A 24,630-nucleotide genomic window follows, 5' to 3' on the forward strand; every position below is an offset into this window, starting at 1 on the left:
ACTACACCGAACAGTTTACTTATTTGGTGTCCCAATGAAGGTCGTGTTCACCCTATTGATAGGAGCTCTAGTAATGACCAGTTGTGCTCTGAACCGTGACGCCTGGCGTCAACCGAAGTTCACCAACACCGATGTCGACATCCGCTACAGCGCGGGTCAAATCTGGGAGATCACCAAGGCCTACTTCCGCGATCAGCGTGAAGCTGCCACCCCCAAGCAGCCCATTCCCCTGCGCCCCATCCCCCTGGATGAGCTGGATCAGCCCAGCCCCCGAGTCTATCGCCTGGGTCACTCCACCGTCCTGATGCAGTTGGATGGCCACTGGCTGCTCACCGACCCGGTCTTCAGTGACCGCGCCTCCCCGGTGCAATGGGCCGGCCCCACGCGGTTTCATCCCAGCCCGCTGGCCATGGAGGATCTGCCCCATATCAAGGCGGTGGTGATCAGCCACGATCACTATGACCATCTTGATAAGGCCTCCGTCCTGGCCCTGGACAGCAAGGTCGAATGGTTCGTGACTCCCCTGCGGGTGGGCAGCCACCTGCGTAACTGGGGGATCAGCCCCGACAAGATCATCGAGCTGGCGTGGTGGCAGGAGGTCAATCTGGATGGCCTGATCCTGACTGCCACCCCCACCCAGCACTTCTCCGGACGCGGACTGCTGGACCGGGACCGCTCTCTGTGGGCCAGTTGGGTGCTGGCCGGTGTCGAAGCCCGGGTCTACTTCAGTGGTGACTCCGGCTACTTCAGTGGCTTCAAAGAGATTGGCGAGCGGCTGGGCCCCTTCGATCTGACCCTGATGGAAACCGGTGCCTACCACGATCTCTGGAGCGAGGTGCACATGCTGCCAGAGGAAAGCCTGCAGGCTCACCTGGATCTCAGAGGCAAGGCGATGCTGCCGATTCACAACGGCACCTTTGATCTGGCGCTGCACGAATGGTACGAACCCCTGGAACGCATTCATCAACTGGCCCGCCAGCACCAGGTTAATCTGGTGACCCCCATCTTCGGGGAGGCGGTCGCCCTGACAGAGAGCTTCACCAGCCAGAGCTGGTGGCCCTCTCCCCGAACCCAGACGATACTGGCCCAGGCAACCGAGTAGGACAAAGCACCTTGAATCCCACTTTGCTGCCTGACCAATTGGGCAAGATCGCCGTCGTCACCGGCGGCAACATCGGCCTTGGATTTGAATCCAGCCTGCAGCTGGCTCAAGCTGGCGCCCAGGTGGTGATCGCCTGCCGCGATACCGACAAGGGTGAGTGTGCCAAGCGCAGAATCCGGCTAGAGCCCCCCCAGGCACAAATTGAGATCCTGCCCCTGGACCTGAGTCCATCGACCGGTTCAGCCAGGCCTTTGCTGCCCGCCACCCCAAGCTGGACCTGCTGCTCAATAACGCCAGCGTGGTCAATCTGGAGACCTTGCATCACACCGACACCGGCCGCGAGATGCACATGGCCACCAATCACCTGGGTCACTTTGCCCTGACCGGCAGGCTGATGCCCCAACTGCTCGCTTCAGAACAGGCGCGGGTGGTCACCGTCAGCAGCGGCGGCTACAAGTGGGAGGGGGGATCGACTTCGACGATCCAGACTGGCACCAACGTCCCTACGACCGTCTCAAGGCTGAGATCCTGAACAGGGAGGTCAGCCAGCGGCTGTGGGCCCTATCTGGGCAACTGGCCGGCGTCCGTTACCCTGAGTAACCAATAAAAAAGCCGCTGATCTGGGTCAGCGGCTTAAACCATCATCATGAATTTTGGCTAGATGACGCCAAGCTCACGCAGTCGTTCCATCAGGTAGCTGTGAGCCGTATGACGCTCCGACAACACCACCTCAGATCTGGGGTGGATAAAGAGCGGCAATGACACCCGCGACCGGTTGAAGTCCATCCCCTCAGGGTTGATCACCCTGTGGGTGGTGGAGGGGAAATACCCCTGGGAGGCTTCCTGCAACATGTCACCTATGTTGATGATCAGGTTGCCGAAGTCACAGGGTACATCCAGCCACTGGCCATCTTTTCCCTGCACCTGAAGCCCGGGCTCATTGGCCGCAGGCAAGATGGTGATCAGGTTGATGTCCTCGTGGGCGGCGGCACGAATGGCGCCGGGCTCCTCCTCGCCGGTCATGGGCGGATAGTGCAACACGCGCAGAAGGGACTGCTCACTGCCCTTGATCATATTGGGCAGGGGTTCGCGGTAGTGCTCGGCCACGTCGGCAGGTGTATGCCGCTCAATCCACTCCAACAGGGTGGTGGCAAACGCCAGCGTGGTGTCGTAGTACTCCTGCAGTTCCCTCTTCAACTGGGTGGGACATTGACCCCAAGGGTAGTAGTGGTAGTACTCCTTGATGTCCCGTTTATCTGATCCCTTGGCACTCTCCGCTACCTCCGCAGCAAAGAACCCATCCTGGGCTTCCGGGTTGAAAGCAAACTGGTGCTTCTCCTCGGTACCAAAAAAGGTCAGCCAGTTGTCGTAGATGCCTTGAACCCTCTGCTGCGACAGCGGATGGTTCTTCAGCACCCCAAACCCGGTATCCCGCAGAGACTTCACAAAACGCTCGGCGGCGTCCTCGCTGTGAAAGTCCACGGCTTCCAGGCGCGTTACCTGTGTATCCATATTGACCCCTTTGCCCTGCTTGGCAGGTGCGTTTTTTATCATCTTCCGTTGATGCGCTTTGGCGCGGCGCCATTGTAGCCTTGGGGAAAAGCGTGATCCAGCGCAAAATGTCTCAGAAAAGGTGAGCAACGCACGGAAAGAGGGGTAACCCTTTGGTTAATAGGGATATTTGTGACCTGCAATAGAACCACAAGCCAAACTGCGGCGGTCAGAGTTTGGGAAGCTGGCGGACATCGTTATAGCCATGAAATTTCAGGCAACGCTCACAGTTTTTATTCGGCTTGTAATGTTTATCAAAAAATAGCTCTATCTTATTGGCCAAATTCTCAAACTTGGTTTCAGTAGCCACCTCATTCCACTTATATCGATTCATCATCTCAGCCAAGTGTCGATAATAAGTTGGGTTCTTTTCGGTTAAATATTTGCTTTCCATAAGTTGACTTTCGTAAGAGGAAAGACTGCCCGCCATAAAGAAATAGATTGCCTGAGTTAATTCCATCACCTGGGCTTCGGTCGCCTGCAAAGCGCCACTCTGCTGAGCCTGCTCTATGTGCAGATGCACCCGGCTCCAGAACAAGTTCACCCGCTCCCTGAGCAGGGCAATCTTCTCGTCGCTGGCCATCTGCCAGAACATGGAGTTGATAGACACCACCCTCAAAATGTTAAAGGTCTGGCTGCGAGACACCGAGATCAGGGAGAACACCGCCGGCACCGCCGCCCGCTCAAGCTCGGTCAGCTCGGGGTGCTGTTCAAGAAACAGCGGCATGTAGTTGGAGGTACAGTTGCGCAGGAACAGGCACACCAGCACATCCTCCTTGGACTGGAAGAACTTATACAGGGTGTGGTTGGAACAGGAGGCCTCCTTGGCCATCTGGGCAAAACGAAACGAGACCACACCATGCTCGTCAACCAGGCTTTCGGCCACGTTCAACAGCTCATTACAGCGCATGATATCCAGATTGGTTTTGGGGCAGTGCATGGTCACCTCATCACTGATTAATTTCAGGCGCCGTTACTTTGTCACAATGTGCGAGTTATTTTCGCTACCCAGACCACAGTTTTTATTTCAATTACAGCGCAAGAAATTTTTTCTGCGAAACACTCACGAAAACTTTTTTCACCGAAATACCACTGTGATCTCGCGCTTATTTTTGCCTCTCCCGCCAGCGATAAAGTAATTCCACATTCACTGCGCGAGATAAACACTATGCATGACAGACGTTCGTTTATGAAACTGGGAGCCGGCATGGCCGCCGGCGCCATGATGCCCATGGTGGCATCCGCCAAGTGCGGCGATGAACCGACCCAATGGGACTCTGAGCACGAGATCATCATCATCGGCTCCGGTTTTGCCGGACTGGCCGCCGCCGTTGAGGCGATGCGCAAAGGCGCCAAGGATGTGGTGGTCTTCGAAAAGATGGGGGTCTATGGCGGCAACAGCACCCTGAACGCCGGCCAGGCCTGCTTCGCCGGCACCGAGCTGCAGAAAAAACTGGGCATCAACGACAGCGCCGAGCTGATGGTGAAAGACCAGCTGAAGTCCGGCCGCGGTATCGCCAGCGAAACTCTGCTGCGCCACAGCGCCGAACTGGGCCCCTACATCTACCAGATGACCAAGGATTGCGGCTGTGTCTACCGCGACCACATCATCACCACCGGCGGCACCAGCGCCACCCGCAGCCACCAGGTTATTGAGCGTTCCGGCTCCGGCTTCATCCGCCCCATGCTGAAAACCGCTCGTGAAATGGGCGTGAAGACTCACATCCGTCACAAGTTCGAGCACCTGATCCGCGACGCAAAGGGTCGTGTCATCGGCATCCAGATTCGTAAGGGTTACCACTTCGGCCACGAAGACAGCGGCGAAATCGTCAATGTTAAGGCCAACCGCGGGGTGATCATTGCCACCGGTGGCTTTGGTTACAACATCAACTTCCGTCAGGCGCAGGATCCGACCCTGACCGCCGAAGTGGGCTGCACCAACGCCAAGGGCGCCACCGGCGACGGCCTCATCGAGATGCTGGCCGCCGGCGCGACCCCGGTTCACCTGGCCCACATCCAGTCCGGCCCCTGGGCATCCCCAGACGAGGGTGGCTTCGGTTACGGTGCAGGCTTCTCCCTGTACAACTTCCCCCACTCCATTGCCATCGACCGCAACACCGGCCAGCGTTTCATGAACGAAATTGCCGACCGTAAGACCCGTGCCGATCTGGAACTTCAGCGTCGCGACAAGGATGGCAACCCCAACCCTGCCCTGCTGATTGCTCCCAAGCATGAGGCTCAGAAAGACCCCTCCATGCACAACGTCCTCAAGTACAACGTCGCCTGGGAATTTGACTCTGTCGAAGCCATTGCCAAGCACTTCAACGTGCCCCTGGCGCCGCTGAAGCAGCAGATTGCCGACTGGAACGGTTTCGTAGCAAGCGGCGAGGACACCCAATTTGGCAAGCGTATGGACGCCGGCCGCGGCATCAAGCTGACACCCCCCTTCATCGTTCAGCGTCTGTGGCCCAAGGTGCACTACTGCCAGGGTGGCATCCAGATCAACACCAAGGCTGAAGTGCTGGCCGCCAAGACCGGCAAGCCGATTCCAGGCCTGTACGCCGCTGGTGAGGTCACCGGTGGCATCCACGGAGTAAGCCGACTCGGTGGCTGCTCTACCCCAGAATGTATGGCGTTCGGCGTGACCGCTGCCCGCTCAATCATGGAGGCCTAATCGCCATGAAATCCACTGTAACCCTGTTTGCCGCCACCCTGGCCCTGACCCTGAGCTTTGGCGCCGCCGCCCAGAACAAGCGCGACTACCACATGGACGTCTACGACGCCGGCTGTAAAACCTGTCACGACCAGGGCATGAAGCGCTTCCCCTCCGATGAGGCCTGCCTGCAGTGCCACAGCATGGATGAGGTGGCCAAACAGACCGAACGCCATGGTGAAGAGGCTCGCCAGAACCCCCACGACAGCATGCACTACGGCAAGGAGGCCCCTTGTCAGGAGTGCCACGGCGAGCATGCCGCCAAGAAAGCGCTGTGCCAGGAATGCCACAACTTCGACTACCCGAAGTTCAAATAACAACAACCTTCCGAGGAAACGATGATGAAAAAACTCGCACTCACTCTTGCTGCTCTGATGGTCAGCGGCGCCGTCTGCGCCGCCGACAAACCAGCGGATCAACCCTGGCACAACGAGAAGCCTCTGCCTTACACCCCATATGCCCCCACCAAGCTGATGCCTCAGGTGTGTAAGCAGGAGCAGGCCCTGGCCTACCTGGAGGAGCTGAAATCCGGCAAGAAGGACATCTACACCGTTAAGTCCAACGACCACGGCGGTAAGGGTGCCAACGACTCCGGCTGGCTGACCTGGACCATCGACAACCCAGACAAGCTGATCCCCTGCCCCAAAGGCGGCGCGTCTGCCACCGAAGTGGGCATGTGCTGGAAAGAGCTGAACGACGAGCCTACCGTGATCGGTCTGGTGCGCGTGGCTCCCGGTACCGCCATCCCCCACTACCACCGGGAAATGGAGTGCTACTACGGCCTCAGCGGCGAGGGCCTGACCTGGTCCCAGGGTCGCATGCAGCACTTCCAGCCTGGTGATTACATCGAGATCCCCTCCAAGGCGATGCACTACACCCCCAACACCTATGACGATCAGGATCTGATCTACATGTACTGGTTCCCTCAGGATGGCAAGTTCTCCACCTTCAAGTACCAGTGGCCTCAGGATGTTGGCCCAGGTGAAACCCTGATGTTCGACTTCATCCCCTATACCCAGTCTCACGCCGTCCGTGAAGGCCGTGGTGGCTACGGCTTCGATGCGGTTCGTCCTCAGTAAATAAACGCCTCGTTTAGTTATCTCCAGGTTTATGGCCGGCGCAAGCCGGCCATCTTTTCCAGGTAAGCACCATGAAACTGACTCCACTGCTACTGCTGGCCGCCCTGCTCGCCCTGCCAACTCAGGCACAACCCCAGTCCCTGCTATGGCCCGAGCTGGCTGGCAGCAACACCGAGGCCCAATCGGTGTTTGATCGCATCAATCCGGCCCTGGACGGCAAACTGGTCGTGATCCCCGGCTTTATTATCGAGAACAGTGTGGCCGCCGCCCTGCCCGGTCACGATCACGTGGACGCCCTGGCCTCCTCGGCGCCCACCATCACCGTTCTCAGCCCTCAGCCGGAGATCTGTCTGCACAAGCCGCCACCACCCGCCAACCAGTTGATCCAGGTGAAACTCAAGCCGGACGTCAAGCTCGACGCCGAACAGGGCAGGCCGGTCTACCTCATCGGTGAACTGCAGGTGGACAAGCACCTCTCGGGCCTGTTCAGTACCGCCTACACCCTGTGGGTCTCTGCGGTGGAGCCCTATCCGGTGCCCTAGCCTGGATTTTCCACGTCAGGAATTGAATAAAATGAATAAGATGAAATTGGTCAGCCTGCTGGCATTGACCCAGTTTACCCTCACCCCGCTGGTGCACGCTGCGCCCGCCGATGATGGCATGAACTTCGGCGGCTTCCTGCGAGCCAACTATGGCTGGAAAGATTACAGCGACGCCTCCAAGGACAAGGGGGGTGATTTCGCCTTCGACGCCCTCTCCCTCACCTACGACGGGATGATCGACGGCGTGGGCCTGAGCGCCGATTATCGCATCGCCAACGGCCTCAACTACGTCAAGCGTGCCTACGGTTACATGAACTTCGGTGACACCACCCAGGTTCAGGTGGGCATCGTCAAGGTGCCCTTCGGCAAACAGGGCTTTGTCTCCAACTCCTACTGGTTCAGCACCAACTACTATCTGGGCTTCGAAGACGACTACGATGCCGGTGTGAAGCTGGTGTACGACCGTGATCAGTGGCACCTGGATCTGGCTTATTTCGCCAGCGCCGAGTATGGCCCGGGCACCGCCGATCGCTACGCCGCCGACATCATCGGCGACAACGAGGAAAGCAATCAGGTCAATGCCCGCCTGGTGTACACCCTGCCTCTGGACCAGGGTCACCTGAAGCTGGGTGCCTCCGTTGAAATAGGCCAGCTGTATCACGCCGAACTGTCGGACAATGGCGATCGCCAGGCCTACGCGGTGCACGCCGATCTGCAGCTGGGCCCCTGGAACCTGCAGGCCCAGGTCACCGACTACCACATCGACAGTGCCGACAAGGCGGACACCGTCACCGTCGGCGTAGTGGGTGCCCGCTACGACATCGCCACCGAAGCGACCGGTTATAACCTCAACCTGGCCCGTCACTTTGACACCAGCTGGGGTGGGTTCACCCTCTACAACGACTATGGTCTGGTCTCTCCGGACGGCAAGGGGCAGGACGACTCCATGCAGAACGTCTTCGGTGTGTCGGTGAACCGCGGTCCCATCTGGGCCTACTTCGACTACATTGTCGGCGACAACATGACCTTTGCCGGCGGCCCTGGCGTTGGCCTGTCCAATCCGGACTCCCCCACCGACAGCCGCATCAACATCAACGTCGGCTACTACTTCTAACCCCCGCAGCGGGCGACGCCTCTCTTTTGGTCGCCCGCTCTTTTGTGGTCATACCTGTTCACACTTCTGCAATAATCTGTTATCAACATAGGGTGCTCACCCCTGAGCCCGCAGCCTTACAGGATGTACAACCCATTGGGTTGATGAGGCAAAGATAACGACAACAAAGCAAGGATGACTCGATGAGCTTTACCCGCCGCCGCTTTCTGCACACCCTGGTGGTTTCCGCCGGGGCCATGACCCTCCCCAGCCTCACCGGCTGTTCCAACGACAACCCGGAAGACAAGGCCACAGTGCTGCCGGAGATCATGCCGGAGTACTTCCCCCAGTCGGTGATGTCCGGCGATCCCCGTCCCGATTCGGTGATTCTCTGGACCCGGGCCGTGGACGGCGACGGGGACCTGTCCCTGACCCTGCAGCTCTCCACCGACCCCAGTTTCCAGGAGGTGATGGTGGAGGAGGCCTTTACCGCCGCCGCGGCCAACGGCCACTGCCTGAAGGTACGGGTAACCGACCTGTCCCCCTACAGCCACTACTACTACCGTTTCCTCTATGAGAAAGAGGGCAAGCTGATCAGCTCCCGCATCGGCCGCACCAAGACCGCACCGGCCACCGATGCCGACGTGGAGGTCAAGTTCGGATTTGCCTGCTGCCAGGACTACCTGGGCCGTTACTACAACACCTACCTGTCACTGCTGGCCCGGGATGACCTGGACTTCATGATGCATCTGGGGGATTACATCTATGAGACCAGCGGTGACGCCAGTTTCCAGGCCACCGACGGCGAGCGCCAGTTCGAGTTTCGCGACGGCGGCGGTGCACTGACCATAGGCACAGGCGACAGCGCCTTCCAGGCCGCCGCCAGCGTGGACAACTACCGCCAGCTGTATGAGGTCTACCGGGCCGACCCGGTTTTGCAGGAGCTGCATGAACGCTACCCCCTGGTGGCGATTTGGGATGACCACGAGTTCTCCGATGACAGCTGGCAGACCAACGCCACCTACCTCGGTGGTGCCGGCAACGAGGAGCAAACCAGCCGCAAGCGCAATGCCGAACAGGTCTACTTCGAGTTTATGCCCATCGACCACACCGCCCCCCATGGCGACAGCGGCAGTGGCGCCCTGGAGGTCAGCGAAGATCAGTTGTTCCCCAACACCAAGATCTATCGCGACCTGAGATTCGGACAGCACCTACACCTGGCGATGACCGACTACCGCACCTTCCGCCCGGATCACCTGATCCCTGAGGATGCCTTCCCGGCCACCGTGGTGATGGACAGTGACACCCTGACCGCCTTCCTCGGAGCCCAGGGGATGCCTCAGGCAGCCATCGACGCCACCCTGGCCCAAATGAGTCCGGTGGTGGACATCGACACCGATGCCCTGGCTCCCTACAAAACCGCCTTCGCGGAGATCTTCACCGGCCTCTATACCCAGGAGCTGATGACCCGGCTGGGACTGGACCAAGAGACCGCCGTCGCCGAGGCCGCCGCCAAAGCCACTGCCGCCGTCACCGGCAAGCTGACCTCCAGTTACCTTAACCTGGTGCTGGTTCAGGCTCAGGCCGCCCTGCCCGACGGCCATCCGCTCAAGGCACTGCCCCCGCTTCCGGAAACCGGCGTGGACACCGGTCTGGCCTACTACACCCTGGGCAAGACCACATTGTTCTCCGATCTGGGCGCCCGCTATCTGGTGATCCGCGAAACCTTCGACCTCTACGCCGGCTACCTGGAGTTCATGGCCCAGCAGCAGGGCAGCAGCGTCCAGACCCCCTATGACCAGGCCCAATTCAGCTGGCTTCAGGGCGTGGTGACTCAGTCTGACGCCACCCACAAGGTGATGGCCAGCTCAGTCTCCTTCGCGCCGCTGTTGGCGGATCTCTCACCCAACCGCGCCGACAGCGGTGTGGCGGATCTGGAAGCGGTGCTGGACTCTGACCTGGTGCCTGCCGCCCTGAAGCAGCGGTTCTACCTGAACGTGGACCACTGGGACGGATTCCCTCAGTTCAAGGGCAGCCTGGTCAATGACCTGCTCAGCGCCACCGGCACCCTGACGGTGTCCGGGGACATCCACGCCAGCTTCGTCACCCAACACCCGGCCAACCCCAATACCGGCCTGGCCTCGGTGGACTTCACCACCTCCTCGGTCAGCTCCGGCACCTTCGGCAGTTTCCTGGACGATGGTCTCAACGGATTGCTGGCCCAGTTGGGGGACGTTCCGCCCGAGGTGAGCCAGCTGAAGTACTTCTTCGACACCATCGCCCTGACCGCCAGCAAGCGTGACGACGTCAGCTCCAAGTTGGTCTTCTCCCGCATGTGGGAGCATGGGGTCAGTGTGGCCACCGCCTCCGCCAGTGGTTTCGCGGTGGAGTACTTCAACGTCCCCACGGTGTGGGACGGGGTCAACATGACCAAGACCTCCTTCTACGACAACCGGGCCGCCTTCCTGGCTAAGGTGCGTACCCACAGATTCCACTGGGACGGCAGCGATCTGCAGATGCTGCCCGCCTAACCCGGGCGCTCTGAGTTCAGGCCGACTCCCAGGAGTCGGCTTTTTTGTTGGAATGACTATGATATTCTTCTGATATATTGATTATCATATCAATTTATTTCCTCCCTGCCGGTCTTCATGGTGACACTGCCACCAAAGACCCTTCAACATGACTCACTGGGACAGATGATGGAAAAAGAGGTCTCACTAACGGAAGTCGCCTACTCCGAACTGGAGAGGATGATCATCTTTCAATCCCTGAAACCGGGCGCCATGTATTCGGAGAAACAGCTGGCCGAAATGGTGGACGCAGGCCGCACGCCGGTGCGGGAAGCGCTGCAGAAACTGGCATGGGAGCAGATGGTGATCATCCATCCGCGCCGGGGCATTCAGATCCCTGAAGTGACGGTGGAGAGTCAGTTGAAACTGCTGGAGATCCGCCGGGCACTGGAGTCCTTGTGCGCCGAACTGGCGGCCCAGCGCAGCACCCCGGAACAGAAGCGTCAGATGCTGGAGCTGGCGGACGCCATCCTCGAGTGTGCCCAACGCCACGACGACCAGACCTTCTTCACCCTGCTACGCCGGGCACATGAACTGCTGGTGGAGGGATCCCGCAACGAGTATATCCGCCAGACAATGTTGCCGCTGCAGGGGCTCTCCCGCCGTTTCTGGTTTATCCACAAGGGGCCGGACAGCGAGCACCCCGCCACCCTGCATGCAGAGGTGATGAAAACGGTGGCCTCAGGGGATGCCAGGGCCGCGGCTGATGCCGCTACCCAGGTGATCGACTACCTGCACCGCTTTGCCCTGGCCCGACTCGGCTGATCAGCGGGTCAGCTTCTCGATGACGGTCCGATGCTGAGGGTAGCGGGCCAACAGATCTTCGCGCTCAAACAGTTCAAAGTCACCGAAGGTGAAGCCGGGGGAAACCATGCAGCCCACCAGGGAGTAACCCGGGTTGTTCATGGCCGAGCCAAAGATCGCCCCTTTGGGCACCAGCGTCTGAGGACGCTCCCCCGCCGCCAAGTCCATGCCCAACTGCACCTGTTCAAGCCGCCCATCCGGGTGAATCATGCTGATGGTCATCGACTGGCCACCGTGGAAATACCACATCTCATCGGCGGTCAGTCGGTGAAAATGGGACACCTCGCCGCACTTAAGCAAAAAGTAGATGCTGGTCCACAGGGCGCGCTGCTCATCGAAGGCGGTGTCCGAGGCGAAGCTGGGGGCGTAGTAGCCGCCCTCCACATGGGGTTGAAGATTCAGGGAGTGAATCAGCTCATCGGCAGTGTGGGTCATGGTATCTCGTCGAACAATCAGGAAAGGCCACAGCTTAGCGATCGGGGCGGTCAAATCAAAGCGAGAAGAGCGCAACAGAGGCCCATCAATAGATACCCCAGACGCAACCGCCCCAGAAGCTGTCCTTCAAACTGCCCGGTGACGTAATTGCCATAGGCTATCCAGGGCGCCAGACCCTTGCGATGACTGGCATAGGCGGTAATCCAGAAGTAGAGCGCCGAGAGGGAGAACATCGCCCCCAGGCCAAGAGTCAAAGCATCAAACTGCACCCGGTTTAACCAAGTCAGGGCAAACAGACTGAAGGCAATGGCACTGCCCAGACGGAACCACACCTGAGAGCTCATGGCGGCCAGCAGCAGCCGGCCATAGATGCCCGGACGGGGCAATGCCAGCCGGTCAAAGCGGATGCGGCTCCACAGGGGCAGCAGAAAACCCAGTACCGCCAGCAGCACCAGGGTAATCCCATACAGTGACAGGGACCATGGGGTAATCCACTCAGCCGGCAATTTTAAGAAAGCTGCACTCGCCACCACCACAAAAGGCAGCTGGTATGGCAAGGCTGCCCTCAGGTGATTGAACAAAGAGCGGGCACGGCCATCCACATAACTCAGATACCCCAACTCCTCTCTGTTCCACCAGAGCCAATAAAACAGCGACGGCAGCAAGGCGATCAGCAGAAACAGCGACGCCCCAAGAGGCCTTGCCATCGCCTTGGTGGTGTCGAACATCAGGTAACCGGGGAGAGGCGCAAACAGCAGCATCAGGGGTACCACCAGGTTGACCAGCCCCAGTAACAGGTAGTTGAACCAGGGATGGGAAGCCCGGTAGAGGGCCACTTTTCGACGGTGCATTTGACCATAGTTCATAAGGGGATGTTGACCTATGTTGATTGTTTTTGCGCCAACACTTGGCTGTTATGGGTTTAAAGCACTTGGTGATTGCGTCAGAGGATGATGAACCCGGGTAACGCGCGGCGCCCGATGGGGCTGGCCTGACAACCACCACTCTGCGTTGTTCGATCTTGACGTAGAACCACTATGCCTGTGATCGAACGCCTTGATTGGTGGCCGTCACTCTCAGCCAAATCCCAATCGCCATAGACCAACACCCCCTAAAGACACACCTCGGTATCCACCGCCAGACGCCGCTGATGGTCCACCAGGATCATCGGCCTGGGATCAGCCAGTATCACCCGCTCCACCACGGGAAGAGCGGCCGCATCCAGGCCGTTAAAAGGTTCATCCAACAACAGCCAGCGGGATTGCATGGTCAATGCCCGAAGCAGAGAGGCCTTCTTCTCGGTACCGGTGGAGAGGCTGGCGTAGGTCTTATGCAGATGAGGCTCCAGCCCCAGTTCGGCGATCAGGCTCTGTTGGAGCTCCGAATCTACCGGGTTGTGCCTGGCCTCAAACGCCAGTACCTCTGCCAGGGTCAGCAGCCCGGGTGGCGCCAGGCCGTCTGATGCCAATGCCACTTCTCTGCCTGCCCCTGGGACAAACACCACTTTGCCACTGTCGGGTGTCACCGCACCGGCGATGATCTTCAGTAGCAGGGTCTTACCTCGGCCATTGGGGCCGCTGAGCAGGGTACGGCGGCTGTCGAACCGGGCACTGAAGTTGTCCAGCACCGGGCGACCACCAAACCCCTTGCTGAGGGCATGACACTCCAGCATGGCATCCTTATATCAACCAGTTGAGATAATTGCAGATTACCATTCAATCCATAGAGATTTCTGCGAGAAGATGTAACCAGTTCTGACTGAAAAACCCATAAAGAAAGCCCCGCCAGCCTAGGCTGTGCGGGGCTTGGTTTTCCCTTCCGAGGAAAGCGGTATAAACCGATTAGGCCTTGTACTTCAGGCTGCCGTCGGCTTTGATCTCGTCGTACCACACATTGTGGTGCTGCTTGGCCCAGTTCTCATCACAGTAACCGGACTTCATGCACTCCATGCCACCTTCGGACATCACGGTGGCCATAAAGATGTGCACGATGGAGAAGGCACAGATGATGATCGCCGACGCGCCGTGGGCGATGATCGCCAGCAGGCTCAGGGTGCGGCTGGGCTCGAAGACATTCGGGAACAGCAAGATGGCGCCGGAAGCGACAATCACCGCACCGAACAGCACGAAGGTCCAGAACCACATCTTCTCACCGGCGTTGGCAAAGCCAGCGTCCGGGTGCTTGCCCTTGAAGGGGCCAAAGTTGATGTAGCCACCCACCACCATGAACCAATCCAGATCGTACTTGGCCGGGATCTGATTCTTGGCCCATTTGATGGTCATCAGCAACCAACCCAACATGAACGGAATCGCCATGTAGTCGTGAATAGGCTTGGCCGCTGCCATGATGGCGGCGAAGGTGCCCTGACCCAGGGTTGGCTCAAAGAAGTGACGACCGGCCATCAGCAGCAGACCGGTGATGATCAGCAGCAGACAGGGGATGGCCCCCAGCCAGTGAATGGCCACGTCCGCCTTGGACCAGCGGAACACCATCTTGCCTGAGTAACCGTCGTGCAACTTGGAGATGCCGTTAACCAGCACGAACAGCACAAACACGCCGATCATGCCGAACAGAGCCAGCATCATGCCGGGCGCCAGATACTGCTCACGCACCGGGATGATGCGCTCGTCATAAGTGTTGATGGGCTTGGCGTGGAACGGGCTCTGGGAGGTGGTGTACCCCTCCTGACCCTGTTGCAGCGCCTGCCATACCACCTCAGTCTGGTTGCCCGCCTGTTGGGCTACGGTACCGGGATCATCGGCCGCAAACCCCATCAGCGGCAGCATCAGGGCCACCAGCATCAGCAGAGGTCGTAACAGAGTTTTAGACATAAGTTTCTCCATGGAGAAAAGGGGCGACTGGCGGCGTCCCGTCCAGCGCCCCTTGGGCCGATGCTAGTTAGGCACCCGTCTTGGTGTTAAACACGAAGGCCTGGTTGCCACCGCGGCTCACCACACGCTCACGGAAGATGGAGGACACAGTGTCCGCATCACCCGCCAGCAGTGCTTTGGTGGAGCACAGCTCGGCGCACATGGGCAGTTTGCCCTCTGCCAGACGGTTGGCACCGTAGAGCTCGCGCTCCTTGGCACTGCCCGCTTCGACATCGGGGCCACCGGCACAGAAGGTGCACTTGTCCATCTTGCCCTTGGAACCGAAGGTAGACTGCTTCGGGAACTGAGGGGCGCCGAATGGGCAGGCGTACAAGCAGTAGCCACAACCGATGCAGCGCTCCTTGTCGTGCAGCACGATGCCGTCGTCGGTCTTGGAGAACACATTCACAGGGCAAACGGCCATACAGGGCGCGTCGGCACAGTGCATGCAGGCTACGGACAGGGACGCCTCCTTGCCAACCTGACCATCGTTGATGGTCACTACGCGGCGGCGGGAGATGCCCCATTCCAGGGCACTGTCGTTCTCGTTCTTACAAGCGGTGACGCAGCCGTTACATTCGATGCAGCGCTTGGTGTCACACATGAATTTCATGGTTGCCATTGAGCTAATCTCCTCTAACGGCCTTAAGCTTTAACGATCTGACACAGGGACACTTTGGTTTCCTGCATCTGAGTCACCGGGTCATAACCGTAGGTCATGGCGGTGTTGGCAGACTCACCTACCACATAGGGCTTGGTGCTCACGCCACCGCTCTCCGGATACTGCAGCTCTTCGCCTTCGAAGACACCGGCGAAGTGGTAAGGCATGAAGCACTCACCCTCGATCACACGCTCGGTGACCATCGCCTGCATGGTCAGCACTGCACCTTCAGGAGACTTGAGCTTGATCTTATCGCCATCACGGATACCGCGGTCAGCAGCGTCGGCAGGGTTGATCTCAACGAACATCTCCTGCTGCAGCTCGGCCAGCCATGGGTTGGAACGGGTCTCTTCACCACCACCCTCGTACTCAACCAAACGACCTGTGGTGACCACCAGCGGGAACTTCTTATCCAGGTCCTCTTTGATGACCTTCTGCTGAATGGACTTGTACAGGGTCGGCAGACGGTGAACCTGGCGATCGTCGTACGTGGGGTACTTGGCGATCAGGTCACGACGCGGGGTGTACAGAGGCTCGCGGTGTACCGGAATCTCATCGGGGAAGGTCCACACACGTACACGGGCCTTGGCGTTACCGTAAGGGATACAGCCGTGCTTCATGGCAACACGCTGGATACCACCGGAGATGTCGGTCTTCCAGTTCTTGCCGTCGGCGTGCTTCTTCTCTTCGGCGGTCAGCTCATCCCACCAACCCAGCTGCTTGAGCATGTCGGCGGTGAACTCTGGGTGACCGTCACCCAGCTCGTTACCCTTGGAGCCTGGGTCTTCAGCCAGGATGTTGACACCGTTGTGCTCAACACCGAAGCGCGCACGGAAGTTACCGCCACCCTTCATGATGTGCTTGGAGGTGTCATACAGGATGTGGGTGCCTGGGTGCTTAACTTCGGCAGTACCCCAGCAAGGCCAAGGCAGACCGTAGGTTTCGCCCTTAGCTGGGCCACCTGGTGCAGCCAGGTCTTCCCAAGAGAAGGTGCCCCAGTTTTCCTGGTGGGTCTTCAGACGCTCAGGAGACTGACCGGTCATGCCGATGGTCCACATGCCGCGGTTCCACTCGCGGGTGATGTCTTCCACGTTAGGCTGGTCGTTCTGAACGGAGATGCGCTTGGTGTACTGCTCCGCGAAGCCCAGCTTCTTGGCCAGCAGGTACATGATCTCGTGGTCAGGCTTGGACTCGAACGCAGGCTCAACCACCTGGGTACGCCACTGGATGGAGCGGTTGGAGGCAGTTACGGAACCATAGGTCTCGAACTGAGTCGCCGCAGGCAGCAGGTAGACACCGTCTTTACGCTGGTGCATCACACCGGCCATGGTTGGATAGGGATCCACAACCACAACGGCGTCCATCTTGTTCAGGGCTTCACGAACTTCGCGACCACGGGTCTCGGTGTTCACCGACTGACCCCAGAAGAAGGCCATGCGTACGTTGTCTTTCTGACCCAGCTTCTTGGCATCTTCCAGAACGCCGTCGTGCCAGCGTGAACATGGGATGCCCGGGGTGTTCATGGGCACCTTGCCCAGGTACTCACCCTGGTCGAACTGGCCTTTCACCCAGTCGTAGTCCAGATCCCAAACGTTGGCCCAGTGCTTCCAGGAGCCGGTCTTCAGACCGTAGTAGCCAGGCAGGGTGTCGAACAGCAGGCCGATATCGGTGGCGCCCTGTACGTTGTCGTGACCACGGAAGATGTTGGCGCCGCCGCCGGAGGTACCCATGTTACCCAGGGCCAGCTGCAGGATGCAGTAAGCACGGGTGTTAGCGTTACCTACGGTGTGCTGGGTACCACCCATACACCATACGATGGTGCCGGGACGGTGCTCAGCCAGAGTCTTGGCTACGCGCTTCATCTGCTCACCGGTTACGCCGGTGATGTTCTCGACTTCGGCAGGGTGGTAGTTCTTCACCTCGTCACGGATCATCTCCATGCCGTATACGCGGCGACGGATGAAATCAGGATCTTCCCAACCGTTCTCGAAGATGTGCCACAGCAGGCCGTAGATGAAGGGGATGTCGGTACCAGGACGGATGTGCACGTACTCGTCGGCGTGGGCCGCAGTACGGGTGAATCTTGGGTCGACAACGATCATCTTGGCGCCGCGCTCTTTACCGGTCAGGATGTGCTGCATCGCGACGGGGTGCGCTTCGGCAGGGTTGGAACCGATGAAGATCATGCTCTTACAGTTGTGCATATCGTTGTAAGAGTTGGTCATCGCACCGTAACCCCAGGTGTTGGCTACACCGGCTACCGTAGTGGAGTGACAGATACGGGCAGAGTGGTCGATGTTGTTGGTGCCCCACATGGCCGCAAACTTACGGTACATGTAACATTGTTCGTTGGAGAACTTAGCGGAGCCCATGAAGAACAGGGCGTCTGGGCCAGACTCTTCACGAATCTTCAGCATCAGGTCGCCGATCTCGTTGATCGCCTGATCCCAGGACAGTTTCTTCCACTTACCGCCTTCCAGCTTCATGGGGTACTTGACCCGCTTCTCGCTGTGGCCGTGGTGACGGATGGAGGCACCCTTGGCGCAGTGGCCGCCGCGGTTGATGGGGTGGTCGAAGGCTGGCTCCTGACCGGTCCATACACCGTTCTGCACTTCGGCGTAGATACCACAACCCACCGAGCAGTGGGAGCAGATGGTACGCTTCACTTCAATCGGCGCGCTGGGATCCACGCTTTGAGACGCTTCAGCCTTACGGATCATGCCGGCACCCAGCATGGACGCAGCGGCAATGCCTCCGGTGGTCACACCGGCATTCTTCAGGAATTGACGACGGTTAAGGCCCAGTCCGACCTTCTTGTCGGCCGCCACAACCTTGGATTGACGTTCCAGTTTCATCGAAAACCTCACTTATTGGCCGCGCAGGCTGGCGTAGTAGCTGCGGACATGGTCGGTTTCACGGTAGCCCTTGTCGGACTCCGCACGCTTCTCTTCGGTGGCAGCGACCGCCTGGGTGCTGGTTACCGCAACCGCTGCGCCTGCAGCGACGGTGCCCATTCCCAGGTTCTTCAGAAACGCTCGGCGCGCCTGCTGGGGTTTGTTGGTCATTTGTTACCTCTTTCTAGGTAGACGGGGCTGAATGAGATCAGGCTCCTCGGTTCGCGAGAACCAGTCACTGCGCCATCACGCTCCAACCCATTTTTTGAGTTTGCTCACATTAGCACCGCCGATTATGCCAGCACCCAAGAGGGAAAACGTGATTCAAATCAACTTTGCTTCTCTCTAATTTTCCAAGAGAAATCATAGGCATTGGGACATATTGACCGCGAATGTTATCAAATTGTGATCACTGGGTCAGAGTGGGACAAGTGGGGGATATCCCCGCGATAGCCATGGTTATGCCAGCGGGCTTTGAGTCAGGCTTTTTCCGCCAGCAAGTGAAGAATAATCCCCAAAAAGGGGTAAAAAAAGTGGTCTGGATCGGACTGTTTGCTCACTTTTTGTACAGCAGTTTCCCCTGAGCTGAGGTAACCGCAACAGAATTCGGAAGGTTGGACGACCTTTCCCTCCCCTATGCAAGCAGCAAAAGGAAAAGACCCCTCTTGGGGCCTTTAAATCAGTGTTTTAGCACACAGGAAATCAGGAACGGTACTCGATGGAGCCCTCCGCTTTGATTTCGTCGTACCGGAACACGTTGCTGGTGCTGCTCAGCACCGCGCTCACAGCAACTATCATCAAGAACGGTACTCGATGGAGCCCTCCGCTTTGATTTCGTCGTACCAGACATTGTGGTGCTGTTTGGCCCAGTTCTCATCGCAGTAACCGGAGACCATACACTCCATCCCCCCTTCCGACATCACCGTAGCCATGAAGATGTGCACCACGGTAAAGCCGGTCAGGATGATGGCACTCAGGCCGTGGAGAGTGATCGCCAACAGGCTGCCACTGCGGGTTGGCTCAACCAGGTCCGGGAACAGCATCACCACTCCGGAACCGATGATGACCAGCCCGAAGATGGTGAAACACCAGAACCACAGCTTCTCGCCGGCATTGGAGAACCCCGCATCCGGGTGGGCATCCTTGAAGGGCCCGAAGTTGAGGTAACCGCCCACTGTGGTGAACCACTTCAGGTCATAGCCAGCGGGAATGTTGTGCTTCATCCAGCGCAACATCGCCAGTATGGCCCCGATGGCGAAGGGGATCGCCATGTAGTCGTGGATCGGCTTGGCCATGGCGGCCATAGCGGCCACCGCATCCTGCCCGAGCCAGGCACCGAACACATAGCGGCCCGCCAGCAGCATCAACCCGGTGATGATCAGCAGCAGGCAGGGGATCGCCATCAGCCAGTGGATAAAGACGTCGGTCTTGGGCCAACGCTTCACCATGACATTGGAGAATCCAGCACTGAGCCGCGAAGGACCATTCACCAGCACGAACAGGGCAAAGATCACAAACACCCCGAACAGTGCCGCCGCCAGTGCCGGCGCCGTGGTATCACTGCGGGTGGACACCAGCGCCGGGTCATAGGCGTTGATCAGTTGCCCGGCGAAAGGTCCCTGGGCGGTAGTACGCCCGGACTCACCGGCACGGACCTGGGTCCACAGGGGATCCGGTTCGTTGGTCGCCTGAGCTTCCGCGGCCTGTAACTCCGCCGCCTGAGCCGCCATCAGCGCCCTGCCCGCCTGCTCCTCGGCATCGGGCGTGGAGGCGTAAACCCCCGCACTCAATACCAGGGCAAGCAGAGGCCAGCACAACAGGCGCAACAGATTATTGCTTCGCATTGCGACCTCCTTAGCTGTCCCAGCCCGCTTCCGATGCTCCTCGAACCGCCACCCTCTGGCGGAAGATTTCGGAGATGGTCTCGGCATCACCGGCCAGCAGCGACTTGGTGGAGCACACCTCGGCGCAGAAGGGCAGCTTGCCCTCGGCGATGCGGTTAACACCGTAGAGCTCCAGTTCCTTGGCCGAGCCGGGCTCGGCGTCGGGACCACCGGCGCAATAGGTGCACTTGTCCATCTTGCCCTTGGATCCGAACACCGACTGTTTCGGGAACTGCGGCGCGCCGAAGGGGCAGGCGTAGAAGCAGTATCCGCAACCAATGCACTTATCCTTGGAGTGACGGACAATGCCGTCGGCGGTGCGCTCGAAGCAGTCCGCCGGACACACCGCCATGCAAGGGGCATCTGAACAATGCATGCAGGCCACCGAGATGGAGGCCTCCTTACCCACCTGACCGTCGTTGATGGTCACTACCCGGCGGCGCTGAATGCCCCACTCCAGGGCGGAGTCGTTCTTACTCTTACAGGCGACCACGCAACCGTTACACTCGATGCAGCGCTTGGTGTCGCAGAGGAATTTCATCGTTGCCATGGAGCCTCCTTATGCCCTGTTGATCTGGCAGATGGACACCTTGGTTTCCTGCATCTGGGTCACCGGGTCATAACCATAGGTCATGGCGGTGTTGGCAGACTCACCCTGGACATAGGGCACCGTGCCCTCAGGGTATCTTGGAACCAGACTTTCGCCTTCGAAGATGCCGGCGAAGTGATAGGGCATGAAGCACTCACCCGGTATCACCCGTTCAGTGATCATGGCGTTGATCTCAAGCACCGGGCCTTCCGGACTGTGCAGGGTCACCGCATCCCCCTCCCTGATGCCGCGGTCCGCCGCATCCGCCGGATTCATCTCGACGAACATGGTCTGCTGCAGTTCCGCCAGCCAGGGGTTGGAGCGGGTCTCCTCACCACCACCCTCGTACTCAACCAGTCGTCCGGTGGTCACGATCAACGGGAACTTCTTATCCAGATTCTCGCGAATCACCTTCTCCTGGATCGACTTGTACAGGGTCGGCAGGCGGTGCACCTGACGGTCATCCAGGTTGGGGTACTTCAGCGCCAGATCCCGTCTCGGGGTATACAGGGGCTCTCGGTGGATAGGCACGGGGTCCGGGAAGGTCCACACCTTGCATCGGGCGCGGGCGTTGCCATAGGGGATACAACCATGGGCCATGGCCACTCGCTGGATGCCGCCGGAAAGGTCGGTCTTCCAGTTGCGTCCTTCGGCCGCTTGTTGTTCTTCGGTGGTCAGTTCGCTCCACCAGCCCAGCTGTTTGAGCATCTGGTCGTTGAACTCGGGATGGCCACCGCCCAGCTCATTACCCTTGGAACCCGGGTCGTCTGCCAGCAGATTCTGGCCCTCATACTCCACGCCGAAACGGGCACGGAAGTTACCGCCCCCCTCCATAATGTGCTTGGAGGTGTCATAGAGGATATGGGTACCTGGGTGTCCCAGTTGCGGGGTGCCCCAACAGGGCCAGGGGAGACCATAGGTTTCACCCTTGGCAGGGCCACCACGGGCCGCCAGATCCTCGAACTCGAAGGTGCCCCAGTTCATCTGGTGCATCTTCAGCCGTTCTGGGGACTGACCTGTCATACCGATGGTCCACATGCCCCGGTTCCACTCCCGGGTCACGTCCTCCACCAAAGGCTCGTTGTTATTGAGCTTGATGTTCTTACAGAACTGGTCACCAAAGCCCAGCTTCTTGGCCAGCAGATACATGATCTCCTGATCGGGCTTGGACTCGAACACCGGATCCACCACCTTGTCACGCCACTGAATGGAACGATTGGAGGCGGTGACCGAACCATAGGTCTCAAACTGGGTGCAGGCGGGCAACAGGAACACGTTATCCTTGCGGGTGTGCATCACCGCTGCCATGGTGGGATAGGGATCCACCACCACCACCGCATCCATCTTGTCGAGGGCTTTGCGCACCTCCCGCCCACGGGTCTCGGTATTCACCGACTGTCCCCAGTAGAAGGCCATGCGGATGTTGTCTTTCTGGCCCAGCTTGGCCGGGTCCTCCATCACACCATCGTGCCAACGGGAACAGGGGATGCCCGGGGTGGTCATCGGCTTCTTACCCAGGTATTCACCCTGGTCAAAGCGGCTTTTCACCCAATCGTAATCCAGCTCCCATACCCTGGACCAATGCTTCCAGGCCCCTTCGGAGAGGCCGTAGTAGCCGGGAAGGTTGTCAAACAGCAACCCCAGGTCGGTGGCACCCTGTACGTTGTCATGGCCACGGAAGATGTTGGCACCGCCGCCGGAGGTCCCCATGTTACCCAGGGCCAGCTGCAGGATGCAGTAGGCACGGGTGTTGGCGTTACCTACGGTGTGCTGAGTCCCCCCCATGCACCAGACTATGGTGCCGGGACGGTGTTCGGCCAGGGTCTTGGCCACCCGCTTCATCTGTTCACCGGTCACCCCGGTGATGTCCTCCACCTCGTCCGGTGGATAGTTCTTCACCTCGGCCTTGATCTCATCCATGGCCCAGACCCGGCGATCGATGAAGTCCTGGTCCTCCCAGCCATTTTCGAAGATGTGCCACAGCAGGCCGTAGATGAAGGGGATGTCGGTACCCGGGCGGATGTGCACGTACTCATCGGCGTGGGCCGCGGTACGGGTGAACCTGGGATCGACCACAATCATCTTGGCACCGCGCTCCTTGCCCACCAGAATGTGCTGCAGGGAAACCGGGTGCGCTTCGGCGGGGTTGGAACCGATAAACAGCATGCTCTTACAGTGGTGCATGTCGTTGTAAGAGTTGGTCATCGCCCCGTAGCCCCAGGTGTTGGCCACACCGGCTACCGTGGTGGAGTGACAGATCCGCGCCGAGTGGTCGATGTTGTTGGTGCCCCACATGGCGGCGAACTTGCGGTAGAGATAACACTGCTCATTGGAGAACTTGGCGCTGCCCATAAAGAACAGGGCATCGGGGCCGGACTCCTGACGGATCTTCAGCATCAGATCCCCCACCTGATTGATCGCTTCCTCCCAGGTGAGTTTCTTCCATTTTCCCCCCTCCAGTTTCATGGGGTATTTCACCCGCTTTTCACTGTGAGTGTGGTGAACCACCGACGCGCCTTTGGCGCAGTGGGCTCCCCGGTTGATGGGGTGGTCGAAGGCGGGTTCATGACCTGTCCAGACACCGCTGCTGACCTCGGCATAGATGCCGCAGCCCACAGAGCAGTGGGTGCAGATGGTTCGCTTGGTTTCCACCGGCCCCTTGGCCGCGCCGGACGCCTGAGCTTTACGAATCATGCCGGAACCCAGCATGGACGCCGCGGCGATGCCACCGGAGGCAATGCCTGCCTGCTTAAGGAACTGACGTCGATTCAAGCCCAGCGAGACCGACTCGCGAGCGGGTGTATTGACGTGAAGTTTGCGCATCAATTTCATACTCGAGCCTCCCTCAGTCCTTTAGGGTCTGGTAGTAGGTTTGAACATGAGCCGTCAGCCGGAACCGGGTGTCGGATTGCGCCTCTTGGGTGGGAGACGGCGTCAGTGCCGCCTTGGCGCTGCCGCTGGCCAGAGCCAGGGTGCCTGCTCCCAGGCCAAAGGCCTTAAGCAGGGCGCGCCGCTGTTGCTGGGTTTGCCTGTCTTTCATAACACCTCCAAGGTGTTAATGGATTAAGGTGGGGCGACATCAGGCTGCCCCACCGCCGGGTACTCCGGACTTCAGGGAGTGGCTAGAAGTGTAGGGGGTGTTCACCTTTGGTGCCTGTTTTTACACCAACAAAGGTAAGCCCCCTATCTGGCCTCTCCCACCGTTTCGGTTAGATACTGCCCTCCTGAACCGGGGTATCCAGGGTCAGGGCGGCAAACTCATCCGCTTCCTGGGTAAAGAACTGCTCCGCCAGGTGGGCCACCGCCGCATAGAAGGCGGCTGCCTTGGCGTTGGCCAGATCGCCCCAGAGGCGATCTGCCCAGGGCTTCAGATGTTTGTTCCAGAAGCTCAGCTGCACATGCTGGGGGGTCTCCAGCAGCAGCACAGCCATCACTTCGCAAATGGCGGCGATGTGATCCTCCGGCTCCTTCACCTGCTCCTCGCGGGCAAAGCCGAGGCGGGCCAGGTCCTGACGCAGCTGCACCAGTTGGGTGTCCATCAGGGTACCGGTCATGTACCAGCTGGCGTAGGGGATCACCTCACCATGGCCCAGGCCGATAAACAGATCGGTGTACTCCTGGGTGACGCTGTCGACGCTGTAGGTCTGCGCCGCCAGTTTCAGGCCACTCCAGGCACGCACCATCTCACCATCTTCGTCGCTGCTCACCTCCAGCTGACTGAGGAAATCCATCAGGTCCTGAGAGGGGGCGCTGCGCAGCAGGGCCGCCAGCAACTGGTAGATGTCGGCGCGGAACTGTTGCAACTCAGGCACCACTCGATTTTGCTGTTGTTCTGTCATGATTA

General features: G+C 59.2%; 22 protein-coding genes and 1 pseudogene. 9 read left to right on the forward strand and 14 right to left on the reverse strand.

Annotation, left to right across the window (positions count from 1 at the left end):
- Window positions 1-73 precede the first annotated feature (73 nt).
- Entirely contained in the window at window positions 74-1,102 is a 1,029-nt protein-coding gene (locus G505_RS0101540) for an MBL fold metallo-hydrolase (protein WP_084643713.1), read from the forward strand.
- Window positions 1,054-1,634, forward strand: a pseudogene (locus G505_RS23280) (SDR family NAD(P)-dependent oxidoreductase). Before G505_RS0101540 ends, G505_RS23280 begins: the two are co-directional and overlap by 49 nt.
- Window positions 1,635-1,759: 125 nt before the next feature.
- Here the strand turns inward: G505_RS23280 and G505_RS0101555 are convergent.
- Both G505_RS0101555 and G505_RS0101560 read right to left on the reverse strand, forming a co-directional pair.
- On the reverse strand, window positions 1,760-2,614 hold the full coding sequence (locus G505_RS0101555) for a 2OG-Fe(II) oxygenase family protein (RefSeq protein WP_028107984.1): 855 nt from the start codon (window positions 2,612-2,614) through the stop codon (window positions 1,760-1,762).
- 208 nt (window positions 2,615-2,822) lie between these two features.
- Window positions 2,823-3,593 (reverse strand): TetR/AcrR family transcriptional regulator, encoded by a 771-nt coding sequence (locus G505_RS0101560; RefSeq protein ID WP_028107985.1) that lies wholly within the window; start codon window positions 3,591-3,593, stop codon window positions 2,823-2,825.
- A 228-nt stretch (window positions 3,594-3,821) separates the two neighbouring features.
- Here G505_RS0101560 and G505_RS0101565 point away from each other — a divergent pair, with 228 nt between their 5' ends.
- The 7 genes from G505_RS0101565 (at window position 3,822) to G505_RS0101595 (ending at window position 11,415) form a co-directional block, all read left to right on the forward strand.
- Window positions 3,822-5,327, forward strand: a complete 1,506-nt coding sequence (locus G505_RS0101565; protein WP_028107986.1) for a flavocytochrome c — start codon at window positions 3,822-3,824, stop codon at window positions 5,325-5,327.
- Window positions 5,328-5,332: 5 nt separating this feature from the next.
- On the forward strand, window positions 5,333-5,683 hold the full coding sequence (locus tag G505_RS0101570) for a cytochrome c3 family protein (RefSeq protein WP_028107987.1): 351 nt from the start codon (window positions 5,333-5,335) through the stop codon (window positions 5,681-5,683).
- Between the two features lie 24 nt (window positions 5,684-5,707).
- A complete protein-coding gene (locus tag G505_RS0101575) occupies window positions 5,708-6,445 on the forward strand; it encodes a cupin domain-containing protein (protein ID WP_157508958.1) in 738 nt (245 codons plus the stop codon).
- A 71-nt stretch (window positions 6,446-6,516) separates the two neighbouring features.
- Window positions 6,517-6,987: a DUF3299 domain-containing protein gene (locus tag G505_RS0101580; RefSeq protein ID WP_028107989.1), complete on the forward strand. Its 471-nt coding sequence runs from the start codon at window positions 6,517-6,519 to the stop codon at window positions 6,985-6,987.
- A gap of 31 nt (window positions 6,988-7,018) precedes the next feature.
- Window positions 7,019-8,101: a hypothetical protein gene (locus G505_RS0101585; RefSeq protein ID WP_035384949.1), complete on the forward strand. Its 1,083-nt coding sequence runs from the start codon at window positions 7,019-7,021 to the stop codon at window positions 8,099-8,101.
- Between the two features lie 182 nt (window positions 8,102-8,283).
- The gene (locus G505_RS20235) at window positions 8,284-10,611 is read left to right on the forward strand and encodes an alkaline phosphatase D family protein (RefSeq protein WP_051215788.1); all 2,328 of its coding nucleotides are present in this window, start codon (window positions 8,284-8,286) and stop codon (window positions 10,609-10,611) included.
- Between the two features lie 168 nt (window positions 10,612-10,779).
- Window positions 10,780-11,415, forward strand: coding sequence for a GntR family transcriptional regulator (locus G505_RS0101595; protein ID WP_157508961.1), 636 nt, complete (start codon window positions 10,780-10,782; stop codon window positions 11,413-11,415).
- On the opposite strand, the gene G505_RS0101600 is transcribed toward G505_RS0101595, so the two are convergent.
- The 12 genes from G505_RS0101600 to G505_RS0101665 all read right to left on the reverse strand — a co-directional run bounded on the left by G505_RS0101600 (window position 11,416) and on the right by G505_RS0101665 (window position 24,625).
- Window positions 11,416-11,889 (reverse strand): cupin domain-containing protein, encoded by a 474-nt coding sequence (locus tag G505_RS0101600; RefSeq protein WP_035384980.1) that lies wholly within the window; start codon window positions 11,887-11,889, stop codon window positions 11,416-11,418.
- Window positions 11,890-11,939: 50 nt separating this feature from the next.
- The gene (locus G505_RS0101605; protein WP_028107993.1) at window positions 11,940-12,740 is read right to left on the reverse strand and encodes a hypothetical protein; all 801 of its coding nucleotides are present in this window, start codon (window positions 12,738-12,740) and stop codon (window positions 11,940-11,942) included.
- A 260-nt stretch (window positions 12,741-13,000) separates the two neighbouring features.
- The gene (locus G505_RS0101610; RefSeq protein ID WP_028107994.1) at window positions 13,001-13,561 is read right to left on the reverse strand and encodes an ABC transporter ATP-binding protein; all 561 of its coding nucleotides are present in this window, start codon (window positions 13,559-13,561) and stop codon (window positions 13,001-13,003) included.
- A 169-nt stretch (window positions 13,562-13,730) separates the two neighbouring features.
- Window positions 13,731-14,720, reverse strand: coding sequence for a formate dehydrogenase subunit gamma (locus G505_RS0101615; protein ID WP_028107995.1), 990 nt, complete (start codon window positions 14,718-14,720; stop codon window positions 13,731-13,733).
- A 67-nt stretch (window positions 14,721-14,787) separates the two neighbouring features.
- On the reverse strand, window positions 14,788-15,381 hold the full coding sequence (gene fdh3B / locus G505_RS0101620; protein WP_028107996.1) for a formate dehydrogenase FDH3 subunit beta: 594 nt from the start codon (window positions 15,379-15,381) through the stop codon (window positions 14,788-14,790).
- A 23-nt stretch (window positions 15,382-15,404) separates the two neighbouring features.
- Complete coding sequence (locus G505_RS0101625; protein ID WP_028107997.1) at window positions 15,405-18,275, reverse strand: formate dehydrogenase subunit alpha; 2,871 nt, start codon at window positions 18,273-18,275, stop codon at window positions 15,405-15,407.
- 12 nt (window positions 18,276-18,287) lie between these two features.
- Complete coding sequence (locus G505_RS0101630; RefSeq protein WP_028107998.1) at window positions 18,288-18,485, reverse strand: twin-arginine translocation signal domain-containing protein; 198 nt, start codon at window positions 18,483-18,485, stop codon at window positions 18,288-18,290.
- A gap of 626 nt (window positions 18,486-19,111) precedes the next feature.
- Window positions 19,112-20,044 (reverse strand): formate dehydrogenase subunit gamma, encoded by a 933-nt coding sequence (locus G505_RS20240; protein WP_051215801.1) that lies wholly within the window; start codon window positions 20,042-20,044, stop codon window positions 19,112-19,114.
- A gap of 124 nt (window positions 20,045-20,168) precedes the next feature.
- Entirely contained in the window at window positions 20,169-20,747 is a 579-nt protein-coding gene (fdh3B, locus tag G505_RS0101650; protein WP_028108000.1) for a formate dehydrogenase FDH3 subunit beta, read from the reverse strand.
- A gap of 9 nt (window positions 20,748-20,756) precedes the next feature.
- Window positions 20,757-23,618 (reverse strand): formate dehydrogenase subunit alpha, encoded by a 2,862-nt coding sequence (locus G505_RS0101655; RefSeq protein ID WP_028108001.1) that lies wholly within the window; start codon window positions 23,616-23,618, stop codon window positions 20,757-20,759.
- Window positions 23,619-23,631: 13 nt separating this feature from the next.
- Window positions 23,632-23,826 (reverse strand): hypothetical protein, encoded by a 195-nt coding sequence (locus tag G505_RS0101660; RefSeq protein ID WP_028108002.1) that lies wholly within the window; start codon window positions 23,824-23,826, stop codon window positions 23,632-23,634.
- A 169-nt stretch (window positions 23,827-23,995) separates the two neighbouring features.
- Complete coding sequence (locus G505_RS0101665; RefSeq protein ID WP_028108003.1) at window positions 23,996-24,625, reverse strand: TorD/DmsD family molecular chaperone; 630 nt, start codon at window positions 24,623-24,625, stop codon at window positions 23,996-23,998.
- Window positions 24,626-24,630: the final 5 nt, after the last annotated feature.

It is taken from the genome of Ferrimonas futtsuensis DSM 18154 (genome assembly GCF_000422645.1).
GTDB classification, from domain to species: Bacteria; Pseudomonadota; Gammaproteobacteria; order Enterobacterales; family Shewanellaceae; genus Ferrimonas; species Ferrimonas futtsuensis.

Bases quoted from the DNA above. Each gene is read 5' to 3' on its own strand.
- G505_RS20240 (WP_051215801.1), bottom strand. From the start codon at position 20,044: ATGGCGGCTCAGGCGGCGGAGTTACAGGCCGCGGAAGCTCAGGCGACC.
- G505_RS0101570 (WP_028107987.1), top strand. From the start codon at position 5,333: ATGAAATCCACTGTAACCCTGTTTGCCGCCACCCTGGCCCTGACCCTG.
- G505_RS0101555 (WP_028107984.1), bottom strand. From the start codon at position 2,614: ATGGATACACAGGTAACGCGCCTGGAAGCCGTGGACTTTCACAGCGAG.
- G505_RS20235 (WP_051215788.1), top strand. From the start codon at position 8,284: ATGAGCTTTACCCGCCGCCGCTTTCTGCACACCCTGGTGGTTTCCGCC.
- fdh3B (WP_028108000.1), bottom strand. From the start codon at position 20,747: ATGGCAACGATGAAATTCCTCTGCGACACCAAGCGCTGCATCGAGTGT.
- G505_RS0101560 (WP_028107985.1), bottom strand. From the start codon at position 3,593: ATGCACTGCCCCAAAACCAATCTGGATATCATGCGCTGTAATGAGCTG.
- G505_RS0101610 (WP_028107994.1), bottom strand. From the start codon at position 13,561: ATGCTGGAGTGTCATGCCCTCAGCAAGGGGTTTGGTGGTCGCCCGGTG.
- G505_RS0101585 (WP_035384949.1), top strand. From the start codon at position 7,019: ATGAATAAGATGAAATTGGTCAGCCTGCTGGCATTGACCCAGTTTACC.
- G505_RS0101660 (WP_028108002.1), bottom strand. From the start codon at position 23,826: ATGAAAGACAGGCAAACCCAGCAACAGCGGCGCGCCCTGCTTAAGGCC.
- G505_RS0101575 (WP_157508958.1), top strand. From the start codon at position 5,708: ATGAAAAAACTCGCACTCACTCTTGCTGCTCTGATGGTCAGCGGCGCC.
- G505_RS0101625 (WP_028107997.1), bottom strand. From the start codon at position 18,275: ATGAAACTGGAACGTCAATCCAAGGTTGTGGCGGCCGACAAGAAGGTC.
- G505_RS0101600 (WP_035384980.1), bottom strand. From the start codon at position 11,889: ATGACCCACACTGCCGATGAGCTGATTCACTCCCTGAATCTTCAACCC.
- G505_RS0101565 (WP_028107986.1), top strand. From the start codon at position 3,822: ATGCATGACAGACGTTCGTTTATGAAACTGGGAGCCGGCATGGCCGCC.
- G505_RS0101630 (WP_028107998.1), bottom strand. From the start codon at position 18,485: ATGACCAACAAACCCCAGCAGGCGCGCCGAGCGTTTCTGAAGAACCTG.
- G505_RS0101540 (WP_084643713.1), top strand. From the start codon at position 74: ATGACCAGTTGTGCTCTGAACCGTGACGCCTGGCGTCAACCGAAGTTC.
- G505_RS0101595 (WP_157508961.1), top strand. From the start codon at position 10,780: ATGGAAAAAGAGGTCTCACTAACGGAAGTCGCCTACTCCGAACTGGAG.
- G505_RS0101655 (WP_028108001.1), bottom strand. From the start codon at position 23,618: ATGAAATTGATGCGCAAACTTCACGTCAATACACCCGCTCGCGAGTCG.
- G505_RS0101615 (WP_028107995.1), bottom strand. From the start codon at position 14,720: ATGTCTAAAACTCTGTTACGACCTCTGCTGATGCTGGTGGCCCTGATG.
- G505_RS0101665 (WP_028108003.1), bottom strand. From the start codon at position 24,625: ATGACAGAACAACAGCAAAATCGAGTGGTGCCTGAGTTGCAACAGTTC.
- G505_RS0101580 (WP_028107989.1), top strand. From the start codon at position 6,517: ATGAAACTGACTCCACTGCTACTGCTGGCCGCCCTGCTCGCCCTGCCA.
- G505_RS0101605 (WP_028107993.1), bottom strand. From the start codon at position 12,740: ATGCACCGTCGAAAAGTGGCCCTCTACCGGGCTTCCCATCCCTGGTTC.
- fdh3B (WP_028107996.1), bottom strand. From the start codon at position 15,381: ATGGCAACCATGAAATTCATGTGTGACACCAAGCGCTGCATCGAATGT.